The organism is Caulobacter sp. GW821-FHT11E11 (assembly GCF_058808315.1).
On record NZ_JBXARO010000002.1, the window covers coordinates 473,048 to 499,735 of the forward strand.

Sequence of the window (26,688 nt, forward strand, 5' to 3'; positions counted from 1 at the left end):
AGCGCCAAATGAACACGGGACGGCTGCGTCGTCGCACGCTGCGCCTCCTGGCCAGCGTGTTCGGCTGCGCGGCCGTCGCCGCGACTCCGGCCCTGGCCCTGCCCAAGGGCAAGCCGGAGGACCTGGGCTTCTCCGCCGAGCGGCTGAAGAAGCTCGACGACCACATGCAGGCGATGGTCACCAACGGTCAGGTGGCCGGCGGCGTGACCCTGCTGGCCCGCCACGGCCGCGTCGTCCACGCCAAGGCCTTCGGCAAGCGGGCCCTGAACGGCGAGCCGATGCCGTTCGACGCCATCTTCCGCATCCGCTCGGAGACCAAGCCGGTCACGGGCGTGGCCATGATGATCCTGTACGAGCAGGGCAAGTGGCAGCTGGACGACCCGATCAGCCAGTACGTGCCCGAGTTCGCCAACCTGCGGATCGCCACCGGCGTCGACGCGGCCGGCCAGCCGATCCTGGCCCCGATCACCCGCCCGCCGACCATGCGCGAGCTGATGACTCACACGGCCGGCTTCGCCTATGGCCTGGCCGACGACCCCAACAGCCCGGCCGACCAGGCCTACTATCGGGCCGGGGTGCTGCAGTCGTCGTCGCTGACCGACCTGGTACAGAAGGTCTCGGGTCTGCCGATGTTCTCCGAACCCGGCCAGCTGTGGCGCTACAGCGTGGCGGCCGACATCCAGGGCTATATCGTCGAGAAGCTGTCGGGCGAGCCCCTGCCGATCTTCATGGAAGAGCACATCTTCAGCCCGCTGAAGATGAAGGACACCGCCTTCTACGTGCCCGAGCAGAAGCAGCCGCGACTGGCGGCGCTGTATGACGGCGACCCGGCGACGGGCCAGCTGGTGCCGGCCGTCGAAGGATCCTGGCGTGACGTCAGCAAGCCGCCGGCCGCGCCGCTGGGCGGGGGTGGGTTGGTCTCGACCGCCGAGGACTTCGCCCGCTTCGCCCAGATGATCCTGAACAAGGGCCAGCTGGGCGGCGTGCGGATCCTCAAGCCCGAGTCCGTGGCCCTGATGACCCAGAACCACCTGCCGCCGGGCTTCGTGGTGACGACCAACGGCACGACCGGCGTGCTGAAGCCAGGCCCCAAGCCGTTCCCGTTCGCCGCCGGCATGGGCTACGGCCTGGACATGGCCGTGGCCGTCGATCCCGCCGCCTCGGGCGCCCCGGTGGGCGCTGGCACGGTCAGCTGGGGCGGCAGCGCCGGCACCTGGTTCTGGATCGACCCGGTCAACGACCTGTTCTTCGTCGGCATGATCCAGCGCCTGGGCGGGGTGGGGCCGGGCCTGGACGCCCAGTCGCGGGCCCTGGTCTACCAGGCCGTCGAACGCCCGCCGGTGGTGATCCCGCCGCCGGGGCAGCAGCCGGCCAAGCCCCCGACGGTGAAGACGACCGCGGCGCGGTAGGGCGCTCCTTATCCGCATATTCTATCCACCGTCATTCCCGCCCTTGTGGCGGGAACCCCTCTGTCCGCCGCAGGTGCAGAGGGCCGTTTGCGTCTCACGTGTCAGCTGAACCAGGGGTTCCCGCCACAAGGGCGGGAATGACGGGAGGTGGGGGATGTCAGTGAACCCTTTCTCGCGCCCAAAGAAAAAGCTCCCCCCGCGGTGGGCGAGGGGAGCTCCATCACGTCCTAGAAGGGCTGAAGTTCTAGGCCGCGAACAGGATATCGGCCACCTGGCTGAACTTGCCGACGGTCAGGCCGGTGACGCCGGACAGCTTGATCAGGCCATCGCCCGCATCGACGCCGGCCACGCCGTTCTGGTGGAAGATGTAGGTGTCGCCGTTCCACTCGAAGACGGTGTTGCTGTTGGCCGCGGTCAGGCCGGCATAGGCGGTCAGGGCGTCGTCGAAGGTGGCGGTGGTGATGAAGAACAGCTGCTTCTTCTCGCCCGGGCCGACCGCGCCGGGGAAGGTGATCAGGTCGAAGTCCTTCTGGAAGTCCTCGATCACCGGGATGTCGGTGGCCTTGCCGTCGACCAGGTGCAGGCCGGCGAACGAGCCGATGTCGATATTGTCGTAGCCCGAGCCGGTGATGATCTTGCCGTCGAACTTCTCCAGGAAGATCGTGTCGTTGCCGGTCCCGGTGTCGATCAGGCCGCGCACGACGCCGTTGTCGACCCGGACGACGTCGTTTCCGCCGGCCGTGCGGATGTGCTTGCCCGCGTCCAGGCCGCCGACGTCGGAGATCACAGGCGTGATCACGTCGTTGCCGTCGCTGGCCAGGACATGGGTGTCGTGGCCGGGCTCCTGGTTGAAGGCGTCGACGTTCCAGTCGTGGGCGAAGGTCGCCTTCTCGCCGGGCAGGCCGGGATCGGAGCCGCCGCCGGGGGCGTAGTCGCCGCCCTTGCCGTACAGCGAGAGGAAGGCGTTCACGGTCGAGACCTTGCCGTCCAGGCCGACGTCGGCGAGGTAGGCCTTCATGGCCTCGACATAGGGGCCCTTGCCGCTCTTGACCGCCTCGGCCATCAGCCAGCCGACCATGGCCGCGCGCGTGCCCAGGCCGTTGCCGCCGTCATGGCCGATCTCGGCGAAGTATTCGCCGCGCGTATAGGTCCCGCCGCGGCCGTTGGGCACCTCGTCCGACAGCACGTCCAGCGCGTCGCGCGGGGTCTCGACGCCGAACAGCTTCAGATACGCCTTGCGATAGGTGTCGTAGGCCGAGTTGCTCTCGCCGTAGTCGTGCAGGAAGTTGTCCTTGGCCTCGCCGAACTTCACCAGGTTGACGGCGAAGTTGATGAAGCGGTTCTCCAGGCTGAACTTGGCGTAGTACTCGCTGTTCAGGTTGTTGGGATTGCCGCCGTTGGTCGAGACCAGATAGTCCAGGCCGGACGAGCCGAGCGTGAGGTCGCCCAGGAAGCCGTAGGTCATGACCGCCACTTCGGTGGTGGCCTTGGCGCTATCCTGGATCCAGTTGACCGCGCTGGCATAGGTCCAGATGTCACCGGCCTGCTGGCCATTGCGCGCGATGTCGATGCCCTGCGCCATCAGCGTCAGCTGCGCCTGGGCATTTGCGGGCAGGTCCGAATTGGCGGGCAGCCGGTGAACGTTGCGGTAGATCGAGACCAGGTTGTCGATGGTGGCCATGGTTGGGTTGTCCCCGATGTATTTCGTAATCCCTCGTGCAGTAAAAAATATACATGAACGCCGTTCGATCAACCCAGCTTCACATTAAAAGCCCTTAACGTGAGACGAGCCGGCGCGCGGCCGCCCCGGTCGCTGAAAAAGCGGGTTTCATCGCGGGAAGGCGCGCTCTAAGGTCTCTCAAACATTTGTTCGGGAGGGCGTGTTGGCGTTTCGTAGAGTGATCGCGGCGGTGCTGGCCGCGACGTTGATGACGGGCGGCGCGACGGCCGCCTATGCCGCTGCTCCCGCGTCCATCGTGGCCGCCGCGCCCGAAAGCGCAGGGTTCTCGGCTGAGGGTCTCAAGAAGCTGGACGCTCACATGCAGGGCCTGGTCGACACCGGCCACCTGCCGGGCGTCACCACCATGCTGGTCCGCCACGGCAAGGTCGTGAACTTCGAGGTCCACGGCAAGAAGGGCTTCGATGGCCCGCCGATGACCAAGGACACCGTCTTCCGCATCTACTCCCAGACCAAGCCGGTCACCGGCGTGGCGATGATGATCCTCTTCGAGGAGGGCAAGTGGAAGCTGGACGACCCGGTCAGCAAGTTCATTCCCGAGTTCGCGTCCTTGCGCGTCTTCAAGGGCGTCAACGCCGACGGCTCGTTCGACACCGTGCCGTCCGATCGTCCGCCGACCATGGGCGAGCTGATGAGCCACTCGGCCGGCTTCGCCTACGGCCTCAACCCCGACAACCCGATCGACAAGGCCTATGTCGACACCGGCGTGCTGGGCGCCAAGTCGCGCGATGAGTTCGTCCAGAAGGTCGCCGCCCTGCCGCTGGTCGACCAGCCGGGCAAGCGCTGGAAGTACAGCGTCGCCGTCGACATCCAGGGCCTGATCATCGAGAAGCTGAGCGGCCAGTCGCTGGGCGACTTCATGAAGTCGCGGATCTTCGACCCGCTGAAGATGACCGACACCGGCTTTTGGCTGCCGGCCGCCAAGAACGACCGCCTGGCGTCGCTGTACCTGTGGAGCCAGAAGCAGCAGAAGCTGGTCCCGGCCGAGGGCTTCATGGTGCTGGACATCACCCAGCCGCCGGCCATGCCGTCGGGCGGCGGCGGCCTGGTCTCGACCAACGCCGACTACGCGCGCTTCGCCCAGATGCTGCTGAACGGCGGCGAGCTGGACGGCCAACGCATCCTCAAGCCCGAGACCGTCAAGCTGATGCGCACCAATGTGCTCAGCGATACGATCATGAGCTCTGACCCGTCGTTTAACACGGCCAGGGGGAAGGGCTTCGGCCTCGACTTCGCGGTGGTGCTCGATAGCGCCAAGGCCGGTCCGTACGGGCAGGGGACCTACAGCTGGGGCGGCGCGGCCGGCACCTGGTTCTGGATCGACCCGACCAACGACCTGTTCTTCCTCGGCATGATCCACATCCTCAACAAGGGCGGCGATCCGGCCATCAAGGACATCGACGATGACAGCGCCAAGCTCGTCTACGACGCCCTAATCGACCCGTCGAAATAACAAGAACAAGCCTGGGAGAAACGCCATGAAGGCCGCCGTCTATTACGAGACCGGGGCGCCGGACGTCTTTCGCTACGAGGACGTCGCCGATCCAGCCCTCCACCCGCAGGGCGTGATCATCCGCGTCGAGGCGGTCAGCATCGAGGGTGGCGACACCCTCAATCGCGGCGGCGGCCAGATGGCGGGCAGCCCGCACATCGTCGGCTACCAGGCCGCCGGCGAGATCGTCGAGGTCGGGGCCGAGGTCACCCACCTGAAGGTCGGCCAGAAGGTCGTCACCGTGAACGCCTTCGGCTCGCACGCCGAGCTGCGCGCGGTGCCGGCCCGCAACGCCTGGCCGATCCCGGACGGCTTCGACATCCACAAGGCCTCGGCCATCCCGGTGCCGTTCGGCACGGCCCACGAGTGCCTGTTCGGCGCGGGCCGCCTGAAGGCCGGCGAGACCGTGCTGGTCCAGGCCGGGGCAGGGGCCGTGGGCCTGGCCGCCATCCAGCTGGCCAAGCAGGCCGGCGCGACGGTGATCGCCTCGGCCTCCAGCGACGAGCGGCTGGAGCGCCTGAAGGCGTTCGGCCTGGATCACGGGATCAACTACGGCCGTGACGACCTGGTCGAGCAGGTCATGAAGCTGACCGGCGGCAAGGGCGTCGACCTGGTCGTCGATCCGGTCGGCGGCGCGACCCTGCAGGGCAGCCTCGGCGCCCTGGGCTATCGCGGCCGCATCTCGCTGGTCGGCAATGCCGGGCGCGAGCCGATGAAGGTCGACGTCTCGTCGCTGATGGGCGGCAATCGCTCGCTGACCGGCGTCTTCCTGGGCGCCGAGATCATGACCGACCGCGTGCACGACATGATCCAGGAGATGATCGACCGCGCCGCCAAGGGAGAGCTGGAGGTGGTCATCGACAAGACCTTCCCGCTGTCCGACGCGGCGGGCGCCCACGCCTATATCGAGAGCCGCCAGGCCGTCGGCCGGGTGCTGCTGATCCCATGAACCGCGTCCTAGCGCATACCGGCGCCAAGTATCCGATCGTCCAGGCCCCGATGGGCTGGATCGCCCGCTACCCGCTGGCCTCGGCGGTGTCGCGGGCGGGGGGCCTCGGCATCATCGAGACCTCGTCCGGCGAGACCGAGACCTGCAAGGCCGAGATCACCAAGATGGCGGCCAGCGGCCTGCCGTTCGGGGTGAACCTGCCGATCCTGTTCCTGCGCGACGACGCCATGCTGCGCTTCGTCTGCGAGAGCGGGGTCAAGTTCGTCACCACCTCGGCCGGCAGCCCGGCCAAGTTCGTCGGCCCGCTGAAGGACGCCGGCATCGTCGTCTATCATGCCGTACCGACCGTCGATGCGGCGCTGAAATGCGTCGACGCCGGCGTCGACGGCCTGGTGGTCGAGGGCGCCGAAGGCGGCGGCTTCAAGAACCCTGAGGAGGTCTCGACCCTCGTCCTGCTGCAGGCGATCCGCGCTCGGACCGATGCGCCGCTGATCGCCGCCGGCGGCATCTGCGACGGACGCGGCATGGCGGCGGCTTTCGCGCTGGGCGCCGAGGCCGTCCAGATGGGCACCCGCTTCGTCAGCTCGGCCGAAAGCCCGGTGCACGCCAACTACAAGGCGGCGATCACCGGCGCGAAAGAGACCGGCACCTGGGTGCTGAACAAGAAGGCCAGCCCCTGCATCCGGGCCATCAAGTCGGAGCTGACCAAGGAGATCCACGACGCCGGCGTCATGCCGCCCGACGTGCTCAAGAACATCCTCGACGTCTATTTCGGCGGCGACATGGAGGCCGCGCCCGCGCTGGCCGGCCAGACCGTCGGCCTGATCGACGAGGTCAAGACGGCCGAGCAGATCATCACCGAGACCGTCGCCCAGTTCCACGACATCACCGGACGCCTCGGCGCCCTGGCCGCTACGCGCGGCTTCTAGGAGTTACGACTATGCAAGACCTCTTCTCGCTCGAAGGCCGCGTGGCCGTGGTGACCGGCGGCTCGCGCGGCATCGGCGCGATGATCGCCAAGGGCTTCCTCACCTACGGCGCCGCGCGCGTGTACATCACCGCCCGCAAGGCCGCCGCCTGCGACGCCGCCGCCGAGGAGCTCAGCCAGTACGGCGAGTGCGTCTCGCTGCCGGGCGACGTCTCGACCATGGAAGGCATCCAGGGCCTGGTCGACCGCCTCAAGGAGCGCGAGAGCAAGCTCGACATCCTGGTCAACAACGCCGGCGCCGCCTGGGGCGCGGGCTTCGACGAATTCCCGGAGGCCGGCTGGGACAAGACCGTCGACCTCAACATGAAGACGCCGTTCTTCCTGACCCAGGCCCTGATCGGCGAGCTGCGCGCCGCCGCCAAGGATCGGGTGGCCAAGGTCATCAATATCGCCTCGATCGACGGCCAGTCGGTGACCAAGGACGAGACCTATCCCTACGGCGCGTCCAAGGCCGGCCTGCTGCACATGACCAAGCGCATGGCCCTGCGCCTGGCGGCTGACAACATCGCCGTCAGCTGCATCGCCCCCGGCGCCTTCGCCTCGGACATGAACAAGGTCGCCCGCGACCACGCCGACGCGGTCGCCAAGGCCATCCCGGCCGGCCGCATCGGCACGGAAGAAGACATGGCCGGCGCGGCCATCTACCTGGCCTCGCGGGCGGGTGACTACGTGATGGGCGGCGCGGTGACGGTGGACGGCGGGGTGAGCTTCGCGCGGTAACTGCTCATCATCCGATTTCCCCGGCGAAAGCCGGGGGCCAGATGCAAGAGCGCCCGCGTTCCGGACAGGATCGCGGGCGTTTCTGCATAAGCCTGACAGCCCGATGATCTGGGTCCCGGCTTTCGCCGGGAAAGTCGGACTTAGGAGAGGTCCTCGATATCCGCCGGCTCCGCATCGCTGAGCGGCAGGTCACACGGATCCTTGGCGCCGCCGCGCATGCTGCTGGGCGGCCTCGCGCCGCGTTCGCGGGCCGACATCAGCGACCAACCGCCCGGCTTGAGGATCTCCAGCGGCGAGAAGCGCGCCTTGTAGGCCATCTTCTCGCTGCCCGGGACCCAGTAGCCCAGATAGACGTAGGGCAGGCTGCCCTGCTGGGCCTGGACGATGTGGTCCAGGATGATGAACGAGCCCAGGCTGCGGCGAACCTGGTCGGGATCGTAGAAGCTGTAGACCAGCGACAGACCGTCGGCGAGCACGTCCACCAGCACGCAGGCCACGAGGTCGCCCGGGCCGCGGTCCTGCGACTTCTTGCGATATTCGATCAGGTGGGTGCGGACCGCGGTGTCCTCGACCATGGCCACGTAGTCGGGCCAGGTCATCTCGGCCATGCCGCCATTGGCGTGACGGGCCAGGAGGTAGCGGCGCAGCAGCTCGAACTGCTCCAGCGTGGCCTCGGCCTCGACCAGATGGCGCTCGAGGTCGTCGTTGCGGTTCAGGACTTTCCGCTCCGAGCGCGACAGCACGTACTCGGCGGCCGGCGCGCGGGCCGACTGGCAGGCGCGGCAGGTCTCGCAGGCGGGGCGGTAGGCGATGTTCTGAGAGCGGCGGAAGCCGACCTGGGTCAGGCTGTCATTGACTGTGGGGCCATCGGATAGCGGCAGGTGGGCGAACACCTTCCGTTCCTCGCGACCGGGCAGGTACGGGCAAGGCGTGGGCGCCGTCAGAAAGAACCGAAGCTGTCGCGTCGGAAAATGCTGCGTCACTGTAGCCCTAACCCCTGTCGTAGATGTCGATCAGCCCTGAACGAGATTAGGGGGCATTGCGTTCAGTTGCGCAAGCTTCGCCGCGCACGCACGCGGCGAACGGTCACAGGTTGCCGCCTCTACTAGAGATTATCCGGCAGGACGGGCTTTTCGCGCAACAGCACGATCGAGATCCGGCGGTTGCCGGCCAGGGTCGGGTCGTCGGCGTACAGCGGTTCGGAATTGGCCTTGCCCGACACCTGATAGATGCGGTCGTCGTCCACGCCCGCGCCGCGCAGCACCACGCGCGAGGCGTCGGCGCGTTGGGCCGACAGGGCCCAGTCGCCGTCCTGCTTCTTGCCATACGCGTTGGCGCTGGTGTGGCCCGAGATGGTCACGCGGTTGGGAAGCTGGTTGATCACCTTGGCGACGGCGCGCAGCAGAATCTTGGCGCGGTCGTTCGGCTCCTTGCCGTTTTCCTTGAACATCGAGCGGCCTTCCTGGTCGACCAGCTGGATGCGCAGGCCTTCCGGGGTCTGGTCGATCATGATCTGCTTCGACAGCTCGGCCAGTTCCGGCATGTCCTGCAGCGACTGGCGCAGCGACTGGGCGGCCGAGGCGAAGGCGTCCTGTTCCTTTTTGGCCAGGGCGTCGCGCAGGGCCTGCTCGCTGGCGGAGTCCAGGGCGGCGGTGTCGGTGCTCTGGCCTTCCTTGTCGACGTGGTCGGGGGCTTCGGGGGCCATCTGCTGGATGACCGACATCTTGCCGTCGGCCTTGGCGCCGTCGTCGCCCAGCGAGGTGCCGCCCAGGATGCCGCCCGAGCCGCTGGTGGTCGACGAGATCGAGGCCGGCGCGAAGTAGTCGGCGATGCCCTGCTTCTGTTCTGGGCTGGTCGTGTTCAGCAGCCACATCAGCAGGAAGAAGGCCATCATCGCCGTCACGAAGTCGGCATAGGCGACCTTCCAGGCGCCGCCATGGTGCCCATGACCGCCGCCCTTCTTGATCTTCTTAATGATGATCGGCTGTTCGCTGTTGACCGCCATCGTGCTTAAGCCTGCTTAACCATGAAGCCGGAACCTGCCCGAAGGTCGTTAAGATGGGGTTGCCGCCAGGCCCGCCGGGCGCGTAATCCGGGCGCTCAGCGAGTGGAGCAGCGGCATGAAGACGGCGTTTATCGGCCTGGGCGTGATGGGCTTTCCGATGGCGGGCCACCTGAAGGCCGCCGGCCACGAGGTCGCCGTCTACAACCGCACCGCCGAAAAGGCCCGTAAATGGGCCGAAAAGCACGGCGGGCAGGCTTTCGACACCATCGCCGAGGCGGTGGCGGGCGCTGAGGTCGTGCTGCTGTGCGTCGGCAACGACGCCGACGTCCGCGACGTCGTGGCGCAGGCGCTGCCGGCCCTGGCTGACGGCGCGATTGTCATCGATCACACTACCACCTCGGCCACCGTGGCCCGGGACATGGCCGAGCTGCTGGCCAAGACCGGCCACGGCTTCGTCGACGCCCCGGTCTCGGGCGGCCAGGCCGGCGCCGAGAACGGCCAGCTGACGATCATGGTCGGGGCCGAGCAGGGCGCCTATGACCGCGTGCTGCCGGTCATCGACGTCTACGCCAAGGCCGTGCGCCGCATGGGCGAGGTCGGTTCGGGCCAGCTGACCAAGATGTGCAACCAGATCGCCATCGCCGGCGTCGTACAGGGCGTGGCCGAGGCGCTGCACTTCGCCAAGCGCGCCGGCCTGCCGACCGACGACGTCCTGGCCGCCATCTCCAAGGGCGCGGCCCAGTCGTGGCAGATGGAAAACCGCTGGCCGACCATGGCCCAGGGCAAGTTCGACTTCGGCTTCGCGGTCGACTGGATGCGCAAGGACCTGGGGATCGCGCTGGAGGAGGCGGGCCGCAATGGCGCCAATCTCGAAAGCACGGCGCTGATCGACCAGTTCTACGCCGAGGTCCAGGCGATGGGCGGGAACCGCTGGGACACGTCGAGCCTGGTGGCGCGACTAGAGAAGTAGGGCTGCCAGCTCGGCCGCATCCCATTCGGGATCGCGTGGGGCGACGACGATCGGCGTTTGCCGTTCGAAGGCGCGGAGCATGTCCACGGTCTGAGCCAGGTCCGGCGCGTCGAGGCTTTCGCTGACCACGATCGCAGCGACGGTCAGGCCGCGTGCGCGCAGGACCTCCAGCGCCGTCAGCAAGTGGCTGGCCGTGCCCAGGTAGCTGCCGGCCACCAGCAGGACGGGCAGGGCCAGGGCGGTCATCAGGTCCAAGTTCGTCGCGTCGTCGGTCATCGGCGACATGACCCCGCCGGCGCCTTCGACCAGGGCGAGATCGACGTCGCGAGTGTCCAGCCAGGTGCGGCAGTCGGCGACGAGGTCGGCCATGGCCAAGGTGTCGCCCTCCAGCCGGGCGGCCAGGTTCGGGGCCAGCGGCGCGCGGTAGAAGCGGGGGGAGATCTGGGCCCAGGCGTCGGGACGGCCTAGCGCGGCGGCGAGGCGGGCGGGGTCGCTGGTCTCGGGCTGCGCGGGATCGAAGCCGCTGACCACGGGCTTGAAGGCGTCGACACTGAGGCCCCGAGCGCGGGCGGCGCGGAGCAGGGCGCAGGCGATGTGGGTCTTGCCCAGGTCAGTGCCGGTTCCGGCGACGAAGACGCTTTTCATCGCAGCGCCGCCACGGCGTCGGCCAGGCGGAAGACGTCGGCGTCAGCGTGCTCGGCGCAGAAGGCCACGCGCAGGCGGGCGGTGCCTTCGGGCACGGTCGGGGGGCGGATGGCGACGACCAGGAAGCCTTGCGCTTCCAGGGCGGCCGAGGCGGCGAGGGCGGTGTCGGCGTCGCCCATGATCACCGGCACGATCGGGCTCTGGGCGTCGGATAGGCCCACGCGGCGGGTGAACAGGCGGGCCTTGGCCAGCGGCTGCTCGGTGAAGGCGGCGTCGGCCTCGATCAGGTCCAAGGAGGCCAGGGCGGCGGCGGCGGAAGCGGGCGGCAGGCCGGTGGCGTAGACCAGGGTGCGGGCGCGGGTCTTCAGCAGGTCGATCACCGCCTGCGAGCCGCACAGGTAGCCGCCGTACGAACCCAGCGCCTTGGACAGGGTGCCCATCTGCAGCGGGATGTGGGCGTCCGGGAACAGGGCGGCCGAGCCTTTGCCCTCCGCCAACACTCCAACCCCGTGGGCGTCGTCGCTGAGCAGCCAAGCGTCGTGCTGCTCGCAAAGGGCGGAGAGCTGGTCCAGCGGGGCGATGTCGCCGTCCATGGAGAACACGCCGTCGGTGGCGACCAGGGCGCGGCGCGCTTGGTGGCGCTCGGCCTCCAGCAGTCTCGCCAGGTCCTCGACGTCGTTGTGGGCGAAGCGGACGATCTTGGCGCCCGACAGCTGTGCGCCCGCCCAGATGCAGGCGTGAGCCAGGGCGTCGACGAAGATCACGTCGCCAGGGCCGACCAGGGTGGGGATGACGCCGGTATTGGCCAGATAGCCCGAGCCGAACACGCAGGCCGCTTCAGTACCCTTAAGCCGGGCCAAGCGGCGCTCCAGGTCGCTGAGCAGCGGATGGTCGCCGGTGACCAGCCGCGAGGCGGCCGCGCCGGCGCCGTAGTTGAGCGCCGCTTCCGCCGCCGCCGCGCGGACGAGGGGGTGTTGGGACAGGCCCAGATAGTCGTTGCACGAGAACGAGATCAGCCGCTTGCCGTCGCGCTCGACCACGGCGCCGTCGTGGCGGCGGGTGGGCTTGAGGCGGCGGCGCAGGCTCTTGGCGTCCAGGGCGGCCAGCTTCTCGCCGGCGAAGGCGTCGAGGCTCTGCATGTCGTTTCCCTTTGCGGCCGATGGAGCGGGGGCATAGGCAAGGCGCCCCGAGTCCGCAAACGGAAAGCGTCATGACCCAACCCGACTGGCTGACCGCCGGCGCGCCGCACGTCTGGCGTCCGTACTGCCAGATGAAGACCGCGCGGCCGCCGCTGCCGGTCGTGGCGACCAAGGGCTCGCGGCTGGTGCTGGCCGATGGGCGCGAGCTGGTCGACGGCCTGGCCTCGTGGTGGACGGCCTGCCACGGCTACAACCATCCGCACATCGCCGACGCCTTGCGCGCGCAGATCGAGACCATGCCGCACGTGATGTTCGGCGGCCTGGCGCACGAGCCGGCCTATCGCCTGGCCGCGCGGCTGGCCAAGCTGCTGCCGGGCGAGCTGGACCACGTGTTCTTCGCCGAGAGCGGCTCGGTCTCGGTCGAGATCGCCATGAAGATGGCGCTGCAGTTCCAGATCAATCGCGGCGTCTCGGGCCGAACCAAGTTCCTGGCCTTCCGGGGCGGCTATCACGGCGACACCCTGGCGACGATGACGATCTGCGACCCGGAGGAGGGCATGCACAGCCTGTTCGCCGGCGTCATGCCCGACCAGGTGATCGCCAACCTGCCGCGCGATGCCGACAGCGAAGCGGCGCTGGATGCGCTGCTAACGGCGCGCGGTCACGAGATCGCGGCGATCCTCGTCGAGCCGCTGGTCCAAGGCGCGGGCGGCATGCTGCTACATCCGCCGGAGGTGCTGCGCACCCTGCGCCGCCTGGCCGACAAGCACGGCGTGCTGCTGGTGTTCGACGAAATCTTCACCGGCTTTGGCCGCACCGGGACCCTGTTCGCCATGCAGGCGGCGGGGATCGAGCCCGACATCGTCACCCTGTCCAAGGCCCTGACCGGCGGCACCCTGCCGCTGTCGGCGGCGGTGGCTTCTCGGAAGGTGTTCGAGGCCTTCTGGTCCGACGACGCGGGCGCGGCCCTGATGCACGGCCCCACCTACATGGCCAATCCGCTGGCCTGCGCGGCGGCCAACGCCTCGCTCGATCTGTTCGAGGACGGCGGCTGGGCCAAGGACGTGGCGCGGGTCTCGGCGGCTTTGGCCGACGGGTTGGAACCGTGCCGGGCGGGGCAGGGCGTGGTTGATGTCCGGATCCTGGGCGCGATCGGCGTCGTGGAGTTCGAGGCGCCGGTGGCGGTTGGCGAACTCTGCGCCCGTTTCGCCGAACTGGGCGCCTGGATCCGGCCGATGGGCAAGGTGGTCTATCTGACCCCGGCCTTCGCGACGCCGGATGCGGATCTCGATCTGCTGACAGCCGCTGTCCGCAAGGTGGTCGGCGTCGATTGACCCAGGCCGGCTGGTCTGGTCCAAGCACGGCCATGTCCTCCAAGTCGTCTCCGCTTACGGTCGTGGAATATCTCGCCATCCTGGCGATCATCCTGACCTGGGGAGTCAACAACGCCGCCGCCAAGGTGGCGACGGCCTATCTGCCGCCGATGATGATGGGCGGGCTGCGGTTCGCCTCGGCGCTGGTCTTCCTGTTCCCGTTCATCCGGCCGCCGTTCCCCGAGCCCAAGAAGCTGCTGCTGATCGTGCTGCTGACGGGCCCGATCCATTTCGGCGTCATCTATGTGGCCTTCAGCATGGCCGACGCCCTGAGCCCGCTGGTGGTGGCCAGCCAGCTGTGGATCCCGTTCACGGCCATCTTCGCCTGGCGGATGCTGGGCGAGACCATGCGCCCGCCGGCGGTGATCGGGCTGATGATCGCCTTCGTCGGCGTGGTCTGGATGAGCCTGGACCCGCACGCGGCGGGCGACTTGCCGGCGATCTCGCTGATCGTCGTCGCCAGCGCCTGCTGGGCCGTGGCCACGGTGCTGGTGCGCAAGACGCCCGGCATCAAGCCGCTGAAGCTGCAGGGCATGACGGCCCTGGTCGCCGCGCCGGTGCTGCTGACCATGTCGGCCCTGTTCGAGACCGATCAGGTCGCCAAGGCCCAGGCCGCCCCGCCAATCGCCTGGCTGTGTGTGCTGTTCGCCGGCGTGGTGTCGACCATCGGGGCCAGCGCCCTGCTGTTCTGGCTGGTCCAGCGGCGCGAGGCCGGGCGCGTGACGCCCTATTTCCTGCTGACCCCTCTGGTGTCGTGCACGATCGGCATTCTGTTGTTGGGCGACAAGCTGACCGCCCAGCTGGTGATCGGCGGCGGCGCGACCATGGTCGGCGTGGCGCTGGTGGCCCTGACCGAGAAGCGGGCCAAGGCGGCGCAGGCCGTGGCCGAGACCGCTAGCCCTTAGGCGGCGGGCATTGCGTCGCTGGCTGGCGGCGCAGCAGGGCCGGTGTCGCCGCGACCTCGCTCTGGCCGCCATCGTCGGCATAGACGCCGGTCAGCAGCTTGCCGCTGACGCCCAGCGGCTGGCCGGCTCGGGTGCGGATCAGGAAGAGGCCCTCGAGGTCATCCAGGTGCTCGGCGCCGACGAAGCCCGCGCCCACCGTCGCATAGCCTTTGATCGCCGCGCCCGAGCCTTCGAGGATCCAGCCGGGCGGCTTGCGGCAGACCGAGACGATGTCCGCCCCGGTCAGTTGCAGTTCGAAGCTCTGGAGGTTCTGGTTGACGTTCGTCGGCGCCCAGGCGATCGACACTAGTTCGGTGACGGACGCCGGCGCCGGCTTGGCGTCCTTGGACGTCTTGGAGTCATGGCAGGCGGCCGTCGCGGCCAGCACGACAGCGAGAAGCGACAGCCGCCAAGTGCGCATGACTACTTGATCACGCCGCAGGCCGCGCGGGCGCCGGCGCCGCCGATCGGCTGGGTCTTGTGGTCGTCGGGGCTGGCGTGGACGACGATCGCGCTGCCGTCGCCGTCCAGCAGGGCCGGGCGGCCGCCGGCGCCCTTCAGCGACACCAGGGTGGAATAGACCTCGGCCGTGGCCGCGCCGTCGGCGCCGGCGAAGACGTTGGGCAGGTCGCCGCTGTCGTTGGAGTCGGGGTTCAGCAGGCCGTGTACGGTCGTCGCGGCCGTGTGGACGTGGGCGCCGGCCGACTTGAAGTCCGGCGCGCCGCAGTCGCCCTTCTCGTGGAAGTGGATCGCATGCCAGCCCGGCGCCAGGCTCTTCAGCTCCAGCTTCAGCAACACGCCGTGGGGCGCTTCGGTCGCCGTCACGACGCCGGCGTCCTTGCCGTCGCCGGTCTTGACCACGGCGGTCGCGGTGGTCTGGGCCAGGGCCGGGGAGGCGGCCAGCAGGGCGGCGAGGACGACACCGGTGGCGGCGTGGAGGCGGATCATGCGTTTTTCCTTCGGATTCAAGCGAACATTGAGCGTGGCAGCCGAAAGTGTAAGCGGTTTCGGCGGCAGCCACGCTCAACTATTTGAAACAGAGCCTGTTTTTCCATTTCCGATGGAAACATCGAAAATGGACAGGCTCTGGGGATGAAACGGCCGTGAAGGTGGCGCCTTCCTTATCCCAATGCTAACAGTTTCAGACTGTTCCGTGTCCGATTCTGACGGCGAAAAATCCCCTTGAGCGACGAACACACCACGATCCCCGCTGACGGTCCGCGCGGGGATGTCGCCCCGATCAATATCGAGGACGAGCTCCGCCGCTCTTATCTCGACTACGCCATGAGCGTGATCGTCAGCCGCGCCCTGCCGGACGCGCGCGACGGTCTCAAGCCCGTGCACCGTCGGGTGCTGTTCTCGATGCACGAGCAAGGGCAGACGCCCGAGCGTCCGTACGTCAAGTCGGCCCGCGTGGTCGGTGACGTCATGGGTAAGTATCACCCGCACGGCGACGCCTCGATCTACTTCACCCTGGTCCGCATGACCCAGTCGTTCTCGATGGGTCTCGTCCTCATCGACGGCCAGGGCAACTTCGGTTCGGTCGACGGCGATATGCCCGCCGCCATGCGTTACACCGAGTGCCGCATGGCCCCGCCGGCCATGTCGCTGCTGGCCGACCTGGACAAGGACACGGTCGACTTCGCCGACAACTATGACGGCAAGGAGCAGGAACCCACCGTCCTGCCGGCGCGGATTCCCAACCTGCTGGTCAACGGCGCGGGCGGCATCGCTGTCGGCATGGCCACCAACATCCCGCCGCATAACCTAGGCGAGATCATCGACGCCTGCCTGCTGCTGATCGACGACCCCAGCGTCACCACCGACCAGCTGCTGGACTTGGTGCCCGGTCCCGACTTCCCGACCGGCGGCGAGATCATCGGTCGCGCGGGCCCGCGCCAGGCGCTGCTGACGGGCCGCGGCTCGGTCATCATGCGCGGCGTCGCCAGCGTGGAAGAGCTGCGCGCCGGCCGCGAAGCCATCATCGTCACCGAGATCCCGTATCAGGTGAACAAGGCCAACCTGGTCGAGCACATCGCCGAGCTGGTCCGCGACAAGAAGCTCGAGGGCATCGCCGACATCCGCGACGAGTCCAACCGCGACGGCATGCGCATCGTCATCGAGCTGAAGCGCGACGCCTCGGGCGAAGTGATCCTGAACCAGCTGTACCGCTTCACGGCGCTGCAGAGCTCGTTCGGCGTCAACATGCTGGCCCTGAACCGCGGCCGTCCCGAGCAGATGGGCCTGCACAAGCTGCTGCAGCTGTTCGTCGAGTTCCGCGAGGAAGTCGTCGTCCGCCGGACCAAGTTTGAACTGGGCAAGGCCCGTGATCGCGGCCACGTGCTGGTCGGCCTGACCATCGCCGTCGCCAACATCGACGAGTTCATCCACATCATCCGCTCGTCCAAGGACCCGACCGAGGCCCGCGAGCGGCTGGTGGCCAAGTCCTGGCCGGCCGGCGACATGCTGCCGCTGGTCGAGCTGATCGCCGACCCGCGCACCGTGCAGGAAGAGGGCGGCCTGATCCGCCTGACCGACGAGCAGGCCCGCGCCATCCTGGCCCTGACCCTGTCGCGCTTGACCGGCCTGGGCCGTGACGAGATCGGCAACGAGGCCACGGCCCTGGCCGACGCCATCCAGGGCTATCTCGACCTGCTGTCCGACCGCGCCAACATCATGGCCGTGGTCCGCGAGGAGCTGGTCGAGGTCCGCGAGAAGTTCGCCATCCCGCGCCGCAGCCAGCTGGTCGACGGCGACGCCGACATGGAAGACGAGGACCTGATCGTCCGCGAGGACATGGTCATCACCGTCACCATGAGCGGCTACGTCAAGCGCACGCCTCTGGCCGCCTACCGCACCCAGCACCGGGGCGGCAAGGGCAAGTCGGGCATGGCGACCAAGACCGAGGACGCCGTCACCCGCGTGTTCTCGGCCTCGACCCACGCGCCGCTGCTGTTCTTCACCTCGGGCGGCAAGGTCTACAAGATGAAGGTGTGGCGCCTGCCGCAGGGCGTCGCCAATTCGCGCGGCAAGGCGTTCGTCAACCTGCTGCCGATCGAGCCGGGCGAAACCATCACCTCGATCCTGGCCCTGCCGGAGGACGAGGCGACCTGGGGCGGCCTGGACGTGATGTTCGCCACCCGCTCGGGCAGCGTGCGTCGCAACAAGCTTTCCGACTTCGTGGACGTCCGCCGCAACGGCAAGATCGCCATGAAGCTGGACGACGGCGACGGCATCGTCGGCGTCTCGGTCTGCAACGCCGACCAGGATGTGCTGCTGACCACGGCGGCCGGCCGCTGCATCCGCTTCTCGGTCGACGAGGTGCGCGTGTTCGCCAGCCGTGACTCGACCGGCGTGCGCGGCGTGAGGCTGGCGAACGAGGACACCGTCATCTCGATGGCCGTCCTGCGCAGCGTCGACGCCACCCCGGCCGAACGCGCCGCCTATCTGAAGCACCAGCGCGCCATGCTGCGCGCGGCGGGCGAGGAGGGCGAGGACGCCCCGGTCGCCGTGGAAGAGGGCGAAGAGGACGGCGACGAGACCACCCTGACGCCGGAACGCATCGCCGAACTGGGCGCGGCCGAGGAAATCCTGCTGACCGTGTCGTCGGAAGGCTTCGGCAAGCGCACCAGCGCCTATGATTTCCGTCGTACGGGCCGTGGCGGCCAGGGCCTTGCCGCGCAGGACCTGAGCAAGCGTGGCGGCCGTCTGGTGGGCTCGTTCCCGATCGAGGACAGCGACCAGATCCTGATGGTAACTGATCAAGGTCAACTTATTCGGGTGCCTGTCTCGCAAATTCGTGTTGCAGCGCGGAATACTCAAGGCGTAACCATCTTCCGCACCGCGCAGGACGAGCACGTCGTCAGCGTCGAGCGCCTCGCCGATTCCGGCGGAGACGACAACCAGGGCGAGGACAGCGGGGCGGACGAGACCCCGTAAACCCTCGTAACCAGAAGCAGGGGGTTGCATGCGGGTTGGGCTTTATCCGGGGACCTTTGATCCGGTCACCAACGGTCACCTCGACATCATCGGTCGGGCCGTGAAGCTGGTCGACAAGCTGGTGATCGGGGTCGCCGTGAACATCGGCAAGGGGCCGCTGTTCTCGCTGGAGGAACGGGTCGCCATCCTGGAGAAGGAAACGGCGCACCTGACCAAGATCGCCCAGATCGAGGTCCGGCCGTTCGAGAGCCTCTTGATGCACTTTGCCCGCGAAGTGAACGCCCAGATGATCGTGCGCGGCCTGCGGGCCGTGGCCGACTTCGAATACGAATTCCAGATGACGGCGATGAACCAGCAGCTGGATCGCGAGATCGAGACCGTCTTCCTGATGGCCGACCCGCGCCACCAGGCCATCGCCTCGCGCCTGGTGAAGGAGATCGCCACCCTGGGCGGCGACATCTCCAAGTTCGTGCCCGCGAACGTGGCCGAGCAGTTGGTGGCGAAGGTGCGGAAGGGCTGAAGCGGAACTTTTCGGCGAGCCTGCGCTTAGGCGTTCTGAACGACCGGTCATCATCGGCGACCGGTTTCAGAGGGAGCTTAAGCCATGCCGGGCCAGACGCAGGACGTTTCAACCGCTCGCCGTGAGCACGACGCCAAGGTCGAGGCCATCGCCAAGGCCAAGGCGATCGCGCCGCACATCGCCGCTCGCATCGGCAGCACGCCCAAGACCACGTTCCGGGGCGACCCCGACGTCTTCGGTCGTCTGGTCGAGGATCATGACCGCCATCGCGCGCTGCTGGCCATGATCGAGGAGACCCAAGGCGACTCCGAGGATCGCCGGGTGCTGTTCGAGGAACTGACGCGCGAGCTCAAGGCCCACGCGGCGGCCGAGGAGCAGGCGTTGTGGTCATCGGTGCTGCGCGATCCGGCGACGACCGACTTCGCCCGCCACGCCATTTCCGAGCACAAGGAAATCGACGACATGCTGGCCGACCTGGCGGCCCGCGACATGGGCTCGCCCGGCTGGCTGCGCCGGTTCGCGGGGTTGAAGGAGGAGTACCTGCACCATATCCGCGAGGAGGAGCAGGAGCAGTTCGTCGCGGCGGAAGAGCATCTCAGCGCCAGCGACGTGCGCCACATGCGTCAGGTCTTCGAGCGTCGCAAGAAGGCCGAGAAGGCCAGCGCGGTGATCGAGAAGAAGATCAAACTCAAGGACTAGGGGCCGCGCGCCCCGCCGAGATCCCGGTGAAGCCCCGCGCTCTGCCCCGAAGCGGCCGGAATCGTGCGCTTGAACGGTCGCCGCACTTGTCGGGGAGGCCGTGTCGTTCTACGCCCACCCGGCCTATTCTGTTCGGGGAATTCGATGAAGCTCGCCATGACCGCCGCCGCGTTGGCGCTTACCGCCACCACGGCCTCAGCCCAAACGGCTGCGGACTGGCGCACGCCCGACCCCAACAACGTCATCGTCGTCGAGACCAACAAGGGCCGGATCATCGCCGAGCTCTATCCGCTGGCCGCGCCGAACCATGTCGAGCGCGTGCGCGGGCTGGTGAAGAGCGGTTTCTATGACGGCCTGACCTTCTTCCGTGTGATCAGCGACTTCATGGCCCAGACGGGCGATCCGCAGAACACCGGGCAGGGCGGTTCGGACCAACCGAACCTGGTGGCCGAGTTCACCTTCCGCCGCGGCGCGGACACGCCGGTGGCCCAGAGCTTCAAGGTCGGCAGCAGCGAGGCCGGCTGGGTCGACGCCCTGCCGGTGACCAGCCAGAACTCGGCCCTGGCCGTGATGACCGCCGACCGCAAGGTCGCGACCTGGGGCAACTTCTGCTCGGGCGTCTTGGGCATGGCCCGCGCCGGCGATCCCGACAGCGCCAACAGCCAGTTCTTCTTCATGCGCCAGGCCAACGCCTCGCTGGACAAGACCTACACCGCCTTCGGCCGCGTGCTGCAGGGCCTGGAGGCCGTGCGCGCCATCAAGACCGGCGAGCCGGTGCCGGACCCGCAGGACAAGATGATCAGCGTCAAGCTGCTGGCCGACCTGCCGTCCGACAAGCGTCCCAGCGTCCAGGTGATGAATACCGGCTCGGCCGCCTTCAAGGCCCTGGTCGCCAAGCGCCAGGGCGAGCTGGGCGGCAGCTTCACCAACTGCGACGTCGACGTTCCCGTGCAGGTGAAGTGACATGACCCTGGCGTTCGCCCTGATGGCCGTCGGCGTGGCGGCGGCGGCTCCGGCCAAGCCCACCGAGGCGGACTGGCGGACGCCGGCGCCCGAGACGGTGCTGGTCATCGACACCAACAAGGGCCGCGTGCTGGTCGAGATGATCCCCGAGGTCGCGCCCAATCACGTGGCGCGCCTGCAGGACCTGACCCGCGCGGGCCTCTATGACGGCCGGACCTTCTTCCGCGTCATCGACCGGTTCATGGCCCAGACGGGGGATCCGACCAATACGGGGGAGGGCGGCTCGGACCGTCCCAACCTGAAGGCCGAATTCACCTTCCGCCGCACAGCCGACACGGCCTTTGTCGCCATGGCCGCGCCGGCCGGGCTCGAGGTCGGCTTCGTCAAGTCGCTGCCCGTCGTCAGCCAGGCATGGAGCTGGTCCGAGATGACCAGCGACAAGAAGGTCTCGGCCTGGGGGACCTATTGCCCCGGCGTGCTAGGCATGGCGCGCGACGAGGACAACAATTCGGCCAACAGCCAGTTCTTCCTGATGCGCCAGCCGTATCCATCGCTGGACAAGCGCTACACGGCCTTCGGCCGGGTGATCAGCGGCCTGGAAGCAGTGCGCGCCATCAAGGCCGGCGAGCCCGTGCCCGCCCCGCAGGACTTGATGCAGAAGGTCCGGCTGCTGAGCGACATTCCCGAAGGCGAACGTCCCAAGGTCCGGGTGATCGACCCCAAGGGCCCCTGGTTCGCGGCCGAGACCAAGCGCCTGCGGACCCTGAAAGGGGCCGATTTCTCCGTGTGCGACATCGACCCGCCGGTCGAGATCCGTTAGCCGCTACCGCTTTCCGGCCCAAACTTGGTTCACAGACGTGCGTGAACCGCGCTAGAAGCGCGTCACAACACTTGGCATCCAAGGGAAGACCATGTCGGCCGACCTCGAAAACACCCTGATCCTGACCCTCGAGAGCGGTCCGGTCACGATCAAGCTGCGTCCCGACCTGGCGCCGGGCCACGTCGCCCGCATCAAGGAACTGGTGCGCGAGGGCTTCTATGATGGCGTTGTCTTCCACCGCGTGATCCCGGGCTTCATGGCCCAGGGCGGTGATCCGTCGGGCACCGGCCGCGGTGGTTCGGACAAGCCAGACCTGAAGGCCGAGTTCAACGACGAGCCGCACGTGCGCGGTGTGGTCTCGATGGCCCGCACCCCGAACCCGGACTCGGCCAACAGCCAGTTCTTCATCGTGTTCGACGACGCCACCTTCCTGGACAAGCAATACACCGTCTGGGGCCAGGTGACCGAAGGCATGGACCATGTCGACGCGCTGCCGAAGGGCGAGCCGCCGCGCGCGCCGGGCAAGATCGTCAGCGCCAAGATCGCCGGCGACGCCTAAGCGCTCGACGACCAGCTGAATTTGGGAGCGGCCTCGGACCTCGTCCGGGGCCGTTTTCTATTTGCGGCGGAAGGTCACGACCATCGGCCGATGGTCCGAGCCCAGCGACGGGCCGCGCTCGACGTTCACCGCGTGCCACTCCGAGCCGGCATAGACGTGGTCGATCGGCAGGAACGGGGCCGGAGCGGCGATCAGGCGCGAGAACTTGCCGGCCGGCCACGAGGCCAGGGCGCGGGTCCAACGGCGCAGGCCTAGGGCCTTGTCCTGACGCTTGAGGGTCCAAGACCAGGGCGTCGAGTTGAAGTCGCCGGTCAGGATCGTGCTCTTCTGGCCGAAGGGCGCCAGGGTCCGGGCCAGCTTGCGGCTCTGGGCTTGCTGGAGCCCGGCGGGCACGGGCCAGGTATAGTGGGTAGCGACGACGGTGAAGGCGCCCTTGGGATCGGCCAGGGTAGCCCAGGCGCCGGCCAGATAGGGCTGCTCCGACGGCATGCCACCGCGGGCGATCATCTTCTTGCGTGAGAAGATCCAGGTCTCGCAGCGGGTATTCTTGTCGCAAGAGGAGAAGGGGTAGGCGCTGCGCAGGCCCTTCACGGTCGACCAATCGCCTTCCTCGACCATCACGACGTCGGCGTCCTGCGCCAGAATCCAGGCGAGGGTTTTCTCGGGCGTCCGGTTCTCGTGCCAGATATTGAACTGGATGATCTTCAGATCGCTCGCGGCGGGCGTCGCGGGCTTGAAACGCGCGGCGGCCCAAAGCTCCGGTAGCATCAGCACGGCGCAGGCGGCCAGGGCCGTTCCGCCCAGGCCGACGATCACCCAGCGCTCGCCGTCGCGCGCGAAGATCCCGCCCAGCACGATCGCGCCGACGCTCATCGCCAGCCACAGCGGAGCCGCGTGGGTGAAGGCGTCCAAGCGGTCGCTCCAGGCGCCGCCCAGGCAGGCGATGGCCATGCCGGCGCCGACCAGACCCAGCATCAGGGCCGTGCCGCGAACGAGAAGACTCAAGAGCTGAACGATCAGGCGCATACGCCGCCCATAGCACGGCCAGTGTGAAGGATGCGTCGCTTACTCGCCCGGATGGTAGAAGAAGCTGAGGTTGCGGATCCGCTCGGCGCCGATCTGCAGGGATCCGGTGAACACCTGCTTCTGCAGGCCGCCGTTGGGGCCTGTGCTTCGGGCGGTCTTGTAGGCGGCCAGGTCCGGATAGAGCTCCAGCACCACCTCGCCCAGGCGCTTGTCGTTGGCGTGGAAGCGCACGGTCTTGCCGTCGACGCTGTAGCTGTCGGGCATCAGGCGCAAGCTGACCTTGTGATAGGTCTGGCCCAGCTCGTTCTCGGCCGTCGGGCTGGTGACGTCGTCGAAGGCCAGGAAGATCGGGGCGTAGGTCTCGGTGCGCTTGCCGGCTTCCCAGTCGGCGAAGTCGGACGGCTGGCCGATATCCAGCGAGGTCAGTTTCCAGTTCCCGGCTTGGACGGGGGTCTCGGTGAAGTAGAAGCCGGTCAGCTCGACGGCGGCGTCATGCTTGAAGGTCGCCTCGGCAGTCGCCGGGGTGGCGACGGTGCGCTCTTCAGCGGGAGGGACCGGCGCGGCCGGCGCGGCGGTCTTCTGTTCGCAGGCGGCGAGCAGCAGCAGCGGCGCGAGCGCCGGGATCAGCAGGCGTTTCATGGCGTTCTTCCCCCGAAGATTGTCGTTATGCGAAACCATGCCCCTGTATCGCCAGGGTTGTCCATTGCGCTAGCGTGAGGGCGTATGTCTTGACGTCCTCAGCCCATCGTGCGCTTGAAGCCCGCCCATGCGCCTTTCCGACTTCGATTTCGACCTGCCCGAGGACCATATCGCCCTGCGTCCGGCCGAGCCGCGCGACGCCGCGCGCTTCTTGGTGGTCCGTCCGGGGCAACCGCTGGCCGACCACGTGGTTCGCGAGCTTCCCGACTTCCTGCGTCCCGGCGACGCCCTGGTGTTCAACGACACCCGCGTGATCCCGGCGCGCCTGTCGGGCCTGCGCGAGGGTCGCACGACGGGCGGCGGCGACGGTGCGCCCATCGCCGTCGAGGCCACCCTTCATCGCCGCATCTCGCCTAGCCGCTGGAGCGCCTTCATGCGCCCGGGCAAGCGGCTGAAGGTCGGCGACCGCGTGGCGTTCGGTTCCAGCGAGGACCGCGCCTGCGAAGGCGACCGCCTGGACGCCACGATCGCCGAGAAGCACGAGGGCGGCGAGGTTGTGCTGGCTTTCGACGTCTCGGGTCCGGACCTCGACATCGGCATCGCCAAGCACGGCGACATGCCGTTGCCGCCCTACATCGCCGCCAAGCGGGGCGAGGACGAGCGCGATCGCGCCGACTACCAGACCGTCTATGCCCGTGAGGACGGCTCGGTGGCGGCCCCGACAGCCGGCCTGCACTTCACGCCCAGTCTGCTCGAGGCCCTCAAGGCCAAGGGCGTCTCGCTGCACTTCGTCACCCTGCACGTGGGGGCGGGGACCTTTCTGCCGGTCAAGACCGACGACCTCGCCGACCACAAGATGCACGCCGAGTTCGGGGAGGTGACCGCCGATGTCGCCGACGCCCTGAACGCCGTCCATGCCGCCGGCGGCCGCATCGTCTGCGTCGGCACCACCAGCTTGCGCCTGCTGGAAAGCGCCACCGGCGAGGACGGCGTCATCCGCCCGTTCGCCGATGAGACCGCCATCTTCATCACCCCCGGCTACCGCTTCCGCGCCGCCGACGTGCTGATGACCAACTTCCACCTGCCCAAGTCGACCCTGTTCATGCTGGTCAGCGCCTTTGCCGGCCAGGCGACCATGCGCGCGGCCTATGAGCACGCGATCGCGACGGGCTACCGCTTCTATTCCTACGGCGACGGCAGCCTGCTGTTCAAAGACGAGGCCCGCTGATGGCGTTTCCCTTCGAGATCAAGGCCACCGAAGGCAAGGCTCGGACCGGCGTCCTGAAGACCCCGCGCGGCGATATCCGCACGCCGGCCTTCATGCCCGTGGGCACGGCCGCGACGGTGAAGGCCATGACCGTCGACCAGGTCAAGGACACCGGCGCCGACATCATCCTGGGCAACACCTACCACCTGATGTTGCGCCCCTCGGCCGAGCGGGTGGCGCGGCTGGGCGGGCTGCACAAGTTCATGCGCTGGGACAAGCCGATCCTGACCGACAGCGGCGGCTTTCAGGTCATGAGCCTGTCGGGCATCAGCAAGCTGACCGAGGAGGCCGTGACCTTCTCCAGCCACGTCGACGGCTCCAAGCACGTGCTGACCCCCGAGCGCTCGATCGAGATCCAGGCCGACCTGCTGGGCAGCGACATCGTCATGCAGCTGGACGAGTGCGTCGCCTGGCCGGCCGAGGAGGCCAGAGCGCGCAAGGGCATGGAGCTCTCCGCTCGCTGGGCCCAGCGTTCCAAGGACGCCTTCGGGACCCGCGACAGCCAGGTGCTGTTCGGCATCCAGCAGGGCTCGACCTTCGAGACCCTGCGCCGCGAGTCGTCCGACCGCCTGCGCGAGATCGGCTTCGACGGCTACGCCATCGGCGGCCTGGCGGTCGGCGAGGGGCACGAGGCCATGTGCGAGGTTCTGGACTACGCCCCCGGCATGCTGCCGGAGGATCGCCCTCGCTACCTGATGGGCGTCGGCAAGCCGATCGACCTGGTGGAAGCCGTGGCGCGCGGCGTCGACATGTTCGACTGCGTGCTGCCCACACGCTCGGGCCGCCATGGCCAAGCCTGGACCTGGGACGGCGCGATCAATCTGAAGAACGCCAAGTTTGCCGAGGACGAGTCGCCGCTGGATCCCGACAGCGACTGCCCGGCAAGCCGCGACTATTCCAAGGCCTATCTGCGCCACCTGTTCAAGGCCGAGGAGATCCTGGGCCAGGTGCTGCTGTCCTGGCACAACATCGCCTTCTTCCAGGCCCTGACGGCGGCCATGCGCGCGGCGATCGAGGAGGGGCGCTTCGAACAGTTCCGCCGCGACTTCCGCGCCCGGCACCTGAACGAGGGCTAGTAGCGAGGTCCTTGCGGGACCGGCGCGACCTCTTCCTTGTTGATCGGGAAGCGCGGCTTGCGCGGACCGTAGGGATCACGGGGCGGCGGCATGCCCGGATCGACCACCGGCGCCGCGACCGGCGGCTTGTGCTGTGGGGTGGCCGGCGGATTGCAGCCGCGCGCCTCGCCCAGGCCCTTCAGATAGGCCCGCCGCACCGCGCCCGAGGCCACGGCGCTCTGCACCAGCCGGTCGTGGCGCTCGGCCCCGGTCAGTTTCCTCACCCAGCCGCGCATGGGGATCATGTCCTGCGCCGCGCTGGCCACCGCGCCCAGGGCCGCGCCGCCGGCCGCCTTGCGACCGCGATCCATCAGGTCCTCGTTCTCGGAAGGCGGATTGCGGTCGATATCCTCGCCCAGCGCCACGTCCAGCGGCTGGACCAGGCTGATCAGCGCAGCGCAGTCGGCTCTGGCTGGGCGCTGGTAGGGATCGTCCATCGCCTCCAGCAACACGCGCGGGATCTTGGTGCGGACGATGTTCACGTCGCGCAGCGGCGCGGTCATGGCCCCGCCGATGCCGTCGCGATTGGCTTCCGAGGTCGACCTGATTCGTCCGTCGTCGGTCGGCTGGACGGGCGAATCCTGAGCGGAGGAGGGCGGGGCGCCCAGCAGGGGCGGCTTCTCCTGCTGGCCGGCAAAGGCCGTTCCAGCCAGGCCCGCGCCGCAAAAGACCGCCAAAAGCAAGGTTCTACGCATGACTCACCCTAACCCGCTCACAGCTTTACCGTCTTCCCTCGGAAAAACGGCGAAACCATGCTTGCGGCGCGGAA

Annotated in this window: 27 protein-coding genes and 1 pseudogene; 18 read left to right on the forward strand and 10 right to left on the reverse strand. The window is 68.2% G+C overall.

What is annotated here, in order from left to right; translation table 11 throughout:
* The first annotated feature begins 8 nt into the window (after nt 1-8).
* Entirely contained in the window at nt 9-1,409 is a 1,401-nt protein-coding gene (locus AC1RR5_RS06290; protein WP_492920277.1) for a serine hydrolase domain-containing protein, read from the forward strand.
* A gap of 10 nt (nt 1,410-1,419) precedes the next feature.
* Nucleotides 1,420-1,561: pseudogene (locus AC1RR5_RS06295) on the forward strand (hypothetical protein); the annotation flags it as partial.
* 92 nt (nt 1,562-1,653) lie between these two features.
* Here the strand turns inward: AC1RR5_RS06295 and AC1RR5_RS06300 are convergent.
* Nucleotides 1,654-3,090 carry a hypothetical protein gene (locus AC1RR5_RS06300; protein WP_492920279.1) on the reverse strand — a complete coding sequence of 479 codons (1,437 nt, stop codon included), beginning with the start codon at nt 3,088-3,090 and terminating at the stop codon, nt 1,654-1,656.
* Between the two features lie 202 nt (nt 3,091-3,292).
* On the opposite strand from AC1RR5_RS06300, the gene AC1RR5_RS06305 reads away from it, so the two are divergent.
* From AC1RR5_RS06305 to AC1RR5_RS06320, 4 genes are read left to right on the forward strand one after another with little or no spacing between them, the layout of a single operon-like run.
* Entirely contained in the window at nt 3,293-4,600 is a 1,308-nt protein-coding gene (locus AC1RR5_RS06305; protein ID WP_492920281.1) for a serine hydrolase domain-containing protein, read from the forward strand.
* A 25-nt stretch (nt 4,601-4,625) separates the two neighbouring features.
* Nucleotides 4,626-5,588, forward strand: coding sequence for a quinone oxidoreductase family protein (locus tag AC1RR5_RS06310; protein WP_492920283.1), 963 nt, complete (start codon nt 4,626-4,628; stop codon nt 5,586-5,588).
* Nucleotides 5,585-6,517, forward strand: coding sequence for an NAD(P)H-dependent flavin oxidoreductase (locus tag AC1RR5_RS06315; RefSeq protein WP_492920285.1), 933 nt, complete (start codon nt 5,585-5,587; stop codon nt 6,515-6,517). Before AC1RR5_RS06310 ends, AC1RR5_RS06315 begins: the two co-directional genes overlap by 4 nt.
* A gap of 11 nt (nt 6,518-6,528) precedes the next feature.
* Complete coding sequence (locus tag AC1RR5_RS06320; protein ID WP_492920287.1) at nt 6,529-7,296, forward strand: SDR family oxidoreductase; 768 nt, start codon at nt 6,529-6,531, stop codon at nt 7,294-7,296.
* 140 nt (nt 7,297-7,436) lie between these two features.
* On the opposite strand, the gene AC1RR5_RS06325 is transcribed toward AC1RR5_RS06320, so the two are convergent.
* Nucleotides 7,437-8,279, reverse strand: coding sequence for an arginyltransferase (locus AC1RR5_RS06325; RefSeq protein ID WP_492920289.1), 843 nt, complete (start codon nt 8,277-8,279; stop codon nt 7,437-7,439).
* 122 nt (nt 8,280-8,401) lie between these two features.
* Nucleotides 8,402-9,301: a flagellar motor protein MotB gene (locus AC1RR5_RS06330; RefSeq protein WP_492920291.1), complete on the reverse strand. Its 900-nt coding sequence runs from the start codon at nt 9,299-9,301 to the stop codon at nt 8,402-8,404.
* 115 nt (nt 9,302-9,416) lie between these two features.
* Here AC1RR5_RS06330 and AC1RR5_RS06335 point away from each other — a divergent pair, with 115 nt between their 5' ends.
* Nucleotides 9,417-10,271: an NAD(P)-dependent oxidoreductase gene (locus AC1RR5_RS06335; protein ID WP_492920292.1), complete on the forward strand. Its 855-nt coding sequence runs from the start codon at nt 9,417-9,419 to the stop codon at nt 10,269-10,271.
* Here AC1RR5_RS06335 and bioD read toward each other — a convergent pair.
* A complete protein-coding gene (gene bioD / locus AC1RR5_RS06340; RefSeq protein WP_492920294.1) occupies nt 10,260-10,916 on the reverse strand; it encodes a dethiobiotin synthase in 657 nt (218 codons plus the stop codon). The genes AC1RR5_RS06335 and bioD overlap by 12 nt on opposite strands.
* Nucleotides 10,913-12,055 (reverse strand): 8-amino-7-oxononanoate synthase, encoded by a 1,143-nt coding sequence (bioF, locus tag AC1RR5_RS06345; RefSeq protein ID WP_492920296.1) that lies wholly within the window; start codon nt 12,053-12,055, stop codon nt 10,913-10,915. The genes bioD and bioF overlap by 4 nt, the downstream gene beginning before the upstream one ends.
* Before the next feature lie 71 nt (nt 12,056-12,126).
* On the opposite strand from bioF, the gene AC1RR5_RS06350 reads away from it, so the two are divergent.
* Both AC1RR5_RS06350 and AC1RR5_RS06355 read left to right on the forward strand, forming a co-directional pair.
* Nucleotides 12,127-13,389 carry an adenosylmethionine--8-amino-7-oxononanoate transaminase gene (locus tag AC1RR5_RS06350; RefSeq protein WP_492920298.1) on the forward strand — a complete coding sequence of 421 codons (1,263 nt, stop codon included), beginning with the start codon at nt 12,127-12,129 and terminating at the stop codon, nt 13,387-13,389.
* 32 nt (nt 13,390-13,421) lie between these two features.
* A complete protein-coding gene (locus tag AC1RR5_RS06355) occupies nt 13,422-14,333 on the forward strand; it encodes a DMT family transporter (RefSeq protein ID WP_492920299.1) in 912 nt (303 codons plus the stop codon).
* Here AC1RR5_RS06355 and AC1RR5_RS06360 read toward each other — a convergent pair.
* Together AC1RR5_RS06360 and sodC are read right to left on the reverse strand one after the other, a co-directional pair.
* Entirely contained in the window at nt 14,323-14,793 is a 471-nt protein-coding gene (locus AC1RR5_RS06360) for a hypothetical protein (protein ID WP_492920300.1), read from the reverse strand. The two genes, AC1RR5_RS06355 and AC1RR5_RS06360, sit on opposite strands and share 11 nt — an antisense overlap.
* 2 nt (nt 14,794-14,795) lie before the next feature.
* Entirely contained in the window at nt 14,796-15,320 is a 525-nt protein-coding gene (gene sodC, locus AC1RR5_RS06365) for a superoxide dismutase[Cu-Zn] (RefSeq protein ID WP_492920301.1), read from the reverse strand.
* On the opposite strand from sodC, the gene AC1RR5_RS06370 reads away from it, so the two are divergent.
* The 7 genes from AC1RR5_RS06370 (at nt 15,319) to AC1RR5_RS06400 (ending at nt 21,872) form a co-directional block, all read left to right on the forward strand.
* Nucleotides 15,319-15,468, forward strand: a complete 150-nt coding sequence (locus AC1RR5_RS06370) for a hypothetical protein (RefSeq protein WP_492920302.1) — start codon at nt 15,319-15,321, stop codon at nt 15,466-15,468. The two genes, sodC and AC1RR5_RS06370, sit on opposite strands and share 2 nt — an antisense overlap.
* Before the next feature lie 86 nt (nt 15,469-15,554).
* A complete protein-coding gene (gyrA, locus tag AC1RR5_RS06375) occupies nt 15,555-18,311 on the forward strand; it encodes a DNA gyrase subunit A (protein ID WP_492920303.1) in 2,757 nt (918 codons plus the stop codon).
* A 28-nt stretch (nt 18,312-18,339) separates the two neighbouring features.
* Nucleotides 18,340-18,831 carry a pantetheine-phosphate adenylyltransferase gene (coaD, locus tag AC1RR5_RS06380; protein WP_492920304.1) on the forward strand — a complete coding sequence of 164 codons (492 nt, stop codon included), beginning with the start codon at nt 18,340-18,342 and terminating at the stop codon, nt 18,829-18,831.
* 84 nt (nt 18,832-18,915) lie between these two features.
* Nucleotides 18,916-19,530 carry a hemerythrin domain-containing protein gene (locus AC1RR5_RS06385; RefSeq protein ID WP_492920305.1) on the forward strand — a complete coding sequence of 205 codons (615 nt, stop codon included), beginning with the start codon at nt 18,916-18,918 and terminating at the stop codon, nt 19,528-19,530.
* Between the two features lie 144 nt (nt 19,531-19,674).
* On the forward strand, nt 19,675-20,493 hold the full coding sequence (locus AC1RR5_RS06390; RefSeq protein WP_492920306.1) for a peptidylprolyl isomerase: 819 nt from the start codon (nt 19,675-19,677) through the stop codon (nt 20,491-20,493).
* A 1-nt stretch (nt 20,494) separates the two neighbouring features.
* Entirely contained in the window at nt 20,495-21,313 is an 819-nt protein-coding gene (locus AC1RR5_RS06395) for a peptidylprolyl isomerase (RefSeq protein WP_492920307.1), read from the forward strand.
* Nucleotides 21,314-21,404: 91 nt separating this feature from the next.
* Nucleotides 21,405-21,872: a peptidylprolyl isomerase gene (locus tag AC1RR5_RS06400; RefSeq protein WP_492920308.1), complete on the forward strand. Its 468-nt coding sequence runs from the start codon at nt 21,405-21,407 to the stop codon at nt 21,870-21,872.
* 57 nt (nt 21,873-21,929) lie between these two features.
* Here the strand turns inward: AC1RR5_RS06400 and AC1RR5_RS06405 are convergent, their stop codons facing one another.
* Both AC1RR5_RS06405 and AC1RR5_RS06410 read right to left on the reverse strand, forming a co-directional pair.
* Nucleotides 21,930-22,898: an endonuclease/exonuclease/phosphatase family protein gene (locus AC1RR5_RS06405; RefSeq protein WP_492920310.1), complete on the reverse strand. Its 969-nt coding sequence runs from the start codon at nt 22,896-22,898 to the stop codon at nt 21,930-21,932.
* Between the two features lie 39 nt (nt 22,899-22,937).
* Nucleotides 22,938-23,537, reverse strand: coding sequence for a hypothetical protein (locus AC1RR5_RS06410; protein ID WP_492920312.1), 600 nt, complete (start codon nt 23,535-23,537; stop codon nt 22,938-22,940).
* 127 nt (nt 23,538-23,664) lie between these two features.
* Here AC1RR5_RS06410 and queA point away from each other — a divergent pair, with 127 nt between their 5' ends.
* Together queA and tgt are read left to right on the forward strand one after the other, a co-directional pair.
* Nucleotides 23,665-24,765, forward strand: a complete 1,101-nt coding sequence (queA, locus tag AC1RR5_RS06415) for a tRNA preQ1(34) S-adenosylmethionine ribosyltransferase-isomerase QueA (protein WP_492920313.1) — start codon at nt 23,665-23,667, stop codon at nt 24,763-24,765.
* A complete protein-coding gene (gene tgt / locus AC1RR5_RS06420) occupies nt 24,762-25,880 on the forward strand; it encodes a tRNA guanosine(34) transglycosylase Tgt (protein WP_492920574.1) in 1,119 nt (372 codons plus the stop codon). Before queA ends, tgt begins: the two co-directional genes overlap by 4 nt.
* Here the strand turns inward: tgt and AC1RR5_RS06425 are convergent.
* Nucleotides 25,877-26,614, reverse strand: a complete 738-nt coding sequence (locus AC1RR5_RS06425) for a hypothetical protein (protein WP_492920314.1) — start codon at nt 26,612-26,614, stop codon at nt 25,877-25,879. The genes tgt and AC1RR5_RS06425 overlap by 4 nt on opposite strands.
* Nucleotides 26,615-26,688: the final 74 nt, after the last annotated feature.

What these genes read in the sequence shown, in the direction of transcription:
- AC1RR5_RS06400 (WP_492920308.1), top strand. Translation starts at nt 21,405, where the DNA reads ATGTCGGCCGACCTCGAAAACACCCTGATCCTGACCCTCGAGAGCGGT.
- AC1RR5_RS06390 (WP_492920306.1), top strand. Translation starts at nt 19,675, where the DNA reads ATGAAGCTCGCCATGACCGCCGCCGCGTTGGCGCTTACCGCCACCACG.
- bioF (WP_492920296.1), bottom strand. Translation starts at nt 12,055, where the DNA reads ATGCAGAGCCTCGACGCCTTCGCCGGCGAGAAGCTGGCCGCCCTGGAC.
- coaD (WP_492920304.1), top strand. Translation starts at nt 18,340, where the DNA reads ATGCGGGTTGGGCTTTATCCGGGGACCTTTGATCCGGTCACCAACGGT.
- bioD (WP_492920294.1), bottom strand. Translation starts at nt 10,916, where the DNA reads ATGAAAAGCGTCTTCGTCGCCGGAACCGGCACTGACCTGGGCAAGACC.
- AC1RR5_RS06315 (WP_492920285.1), top strand. Translation starts at nt 5,585, where the DNA reads ATGAACCGCGTCCTAGCGCATACCGGCGCCAAGTATCCGATCGTCCAG.
- AC1RR5_RS06405 (WP_492920310.1), bottom strand. Translation starts at nt 22,898, where the DNA reads ATGCGCCTGATCGTTCAGCTCTTGAGTCTTCTCGTTCGCGGCACGGCC.
- AC1RR5_RS06290 (WP_492920277.1), top strand. Translation starts at nt 9, where the DNA reads ATGAACACGGGACGGCTGCGTCGTCGCACGCTGCGCCTCCTGGCCAGC.
- sodC (WP_492920301.1), bottom strand. Translation starts at nt 15,320, where the DNA reads ATGATCCGCCTCCACGCCGCCACCGGTGTCGTCCTCGCCGCCCTGCTG.
- AC1RR5_RS06410 (WP_492920312.1), bottom strand. Translation starts at nt 23,537, where the DNA reads ATGAAACGCCTGCTGATCCCGGCGCTCGCGCCGCTGCTGCTGCTCGCC.
- AC1RR5_RS06360 (WP_492920300.1), bottom strand. Translation starts at nt 14,793, where the DNA reads ATGCGCACTTGGCGGCTGTCGCTTCTCGCTGTCGTGCTGGCCGCGACG.
- AC1RR5_RS06300 (WP_492920279.1), bottom strand. Translation starts at nt 3,090, where the DNA reads ATGGCCACCATCGACAACCTGGTCTCGATCTACCGCAACGTTCACCGG.
- AC1RR5_RS06355 (WP_492920299.1), top strand. Translation starts at nt 13,422, where the DNA reads ATGTCCTCCAAGTCGTCTCCGCTTACGGTCGTGGAATATCTCGCCATC.
- AC1RR5_RS06370 (WP_492920302.1), top strand. Translation starts at nt 15,319, where the DNA reads ATGCGTTTTTCCTTCGGATTCAAGCGAACATTGAGCGTGGCAGCCGAA.
- AC1RR5_RS06395 (WP_492920307.1), top strand. Translation starts at nt 20,495, where the DNA reads ATGACCCTGGCGTTCGCCCTGATGGCCGTCGGCGTGGCGGCGGCGGCT.
- AC1RR5_RS06320 (WP_492920287.1), top strand. Translation starts at nt 6,529, where the DNA reads ATGCAAGACCTCTTCTCGCTCGAAGGCCGCGTGGCCGTGGTGACCGGC.
- AC1RR5_RS06310 (WP_492920283.1), top strand. Translation starts at nt 4,626, where the DNA reads ATGAAGGCCGCCGTCTATTACGAGACCGGGGCGCCGGACGTCTTTCGC.
- AC1RR5_RS06330 (WP_492920291.1), bottom strand. Translation starts at nt 9,301, where the DNA reads ATGGCGGTCAACAGCGAACAGCCGATCATCATTAAGAAGATCAAGAAG.
- AC1RR5_RS06335 (WP_492920292.1), top strand. Translation starts at nt 9,417, where the DNA reads ATGAAGACGGCGTTTATCGGCCTGGGCGTGATGGGCTTTCCGATGGCG.
- AC1RR5_RS06385 (WP_492920305.1), top strand. Translation starts at nt 18,916, where the DNA reads ATGCCGGGCCAGACGCAGGACGTTTCAACCGCTCGCCGTGAGCACGAC.
- queA (WP_492920313.1), top strand. Translation starts at nt 23,665, where the DNA reads ATGCGCCTTTCCGACTTCGATTTCGACCTGCCCGAGGACCATATCGCC.
- AC1RR5_RS06350 (WP_492920298.1), top strand. Translation starts at nt 12,127, where the DNA reads ATGACCCAACCCGACTGGCTGACCGCCGGCGCGCCGCACGTCTGGCGT.
- AC1RR5_RS06425 (WP_492920314.1), bottom strand. Translation starts at nt 26,614, where the DNA reads ATGCGTAGAACCTTGCTTTTGGCGGTCTTTTGCGGCGCGGGCCTGGCT.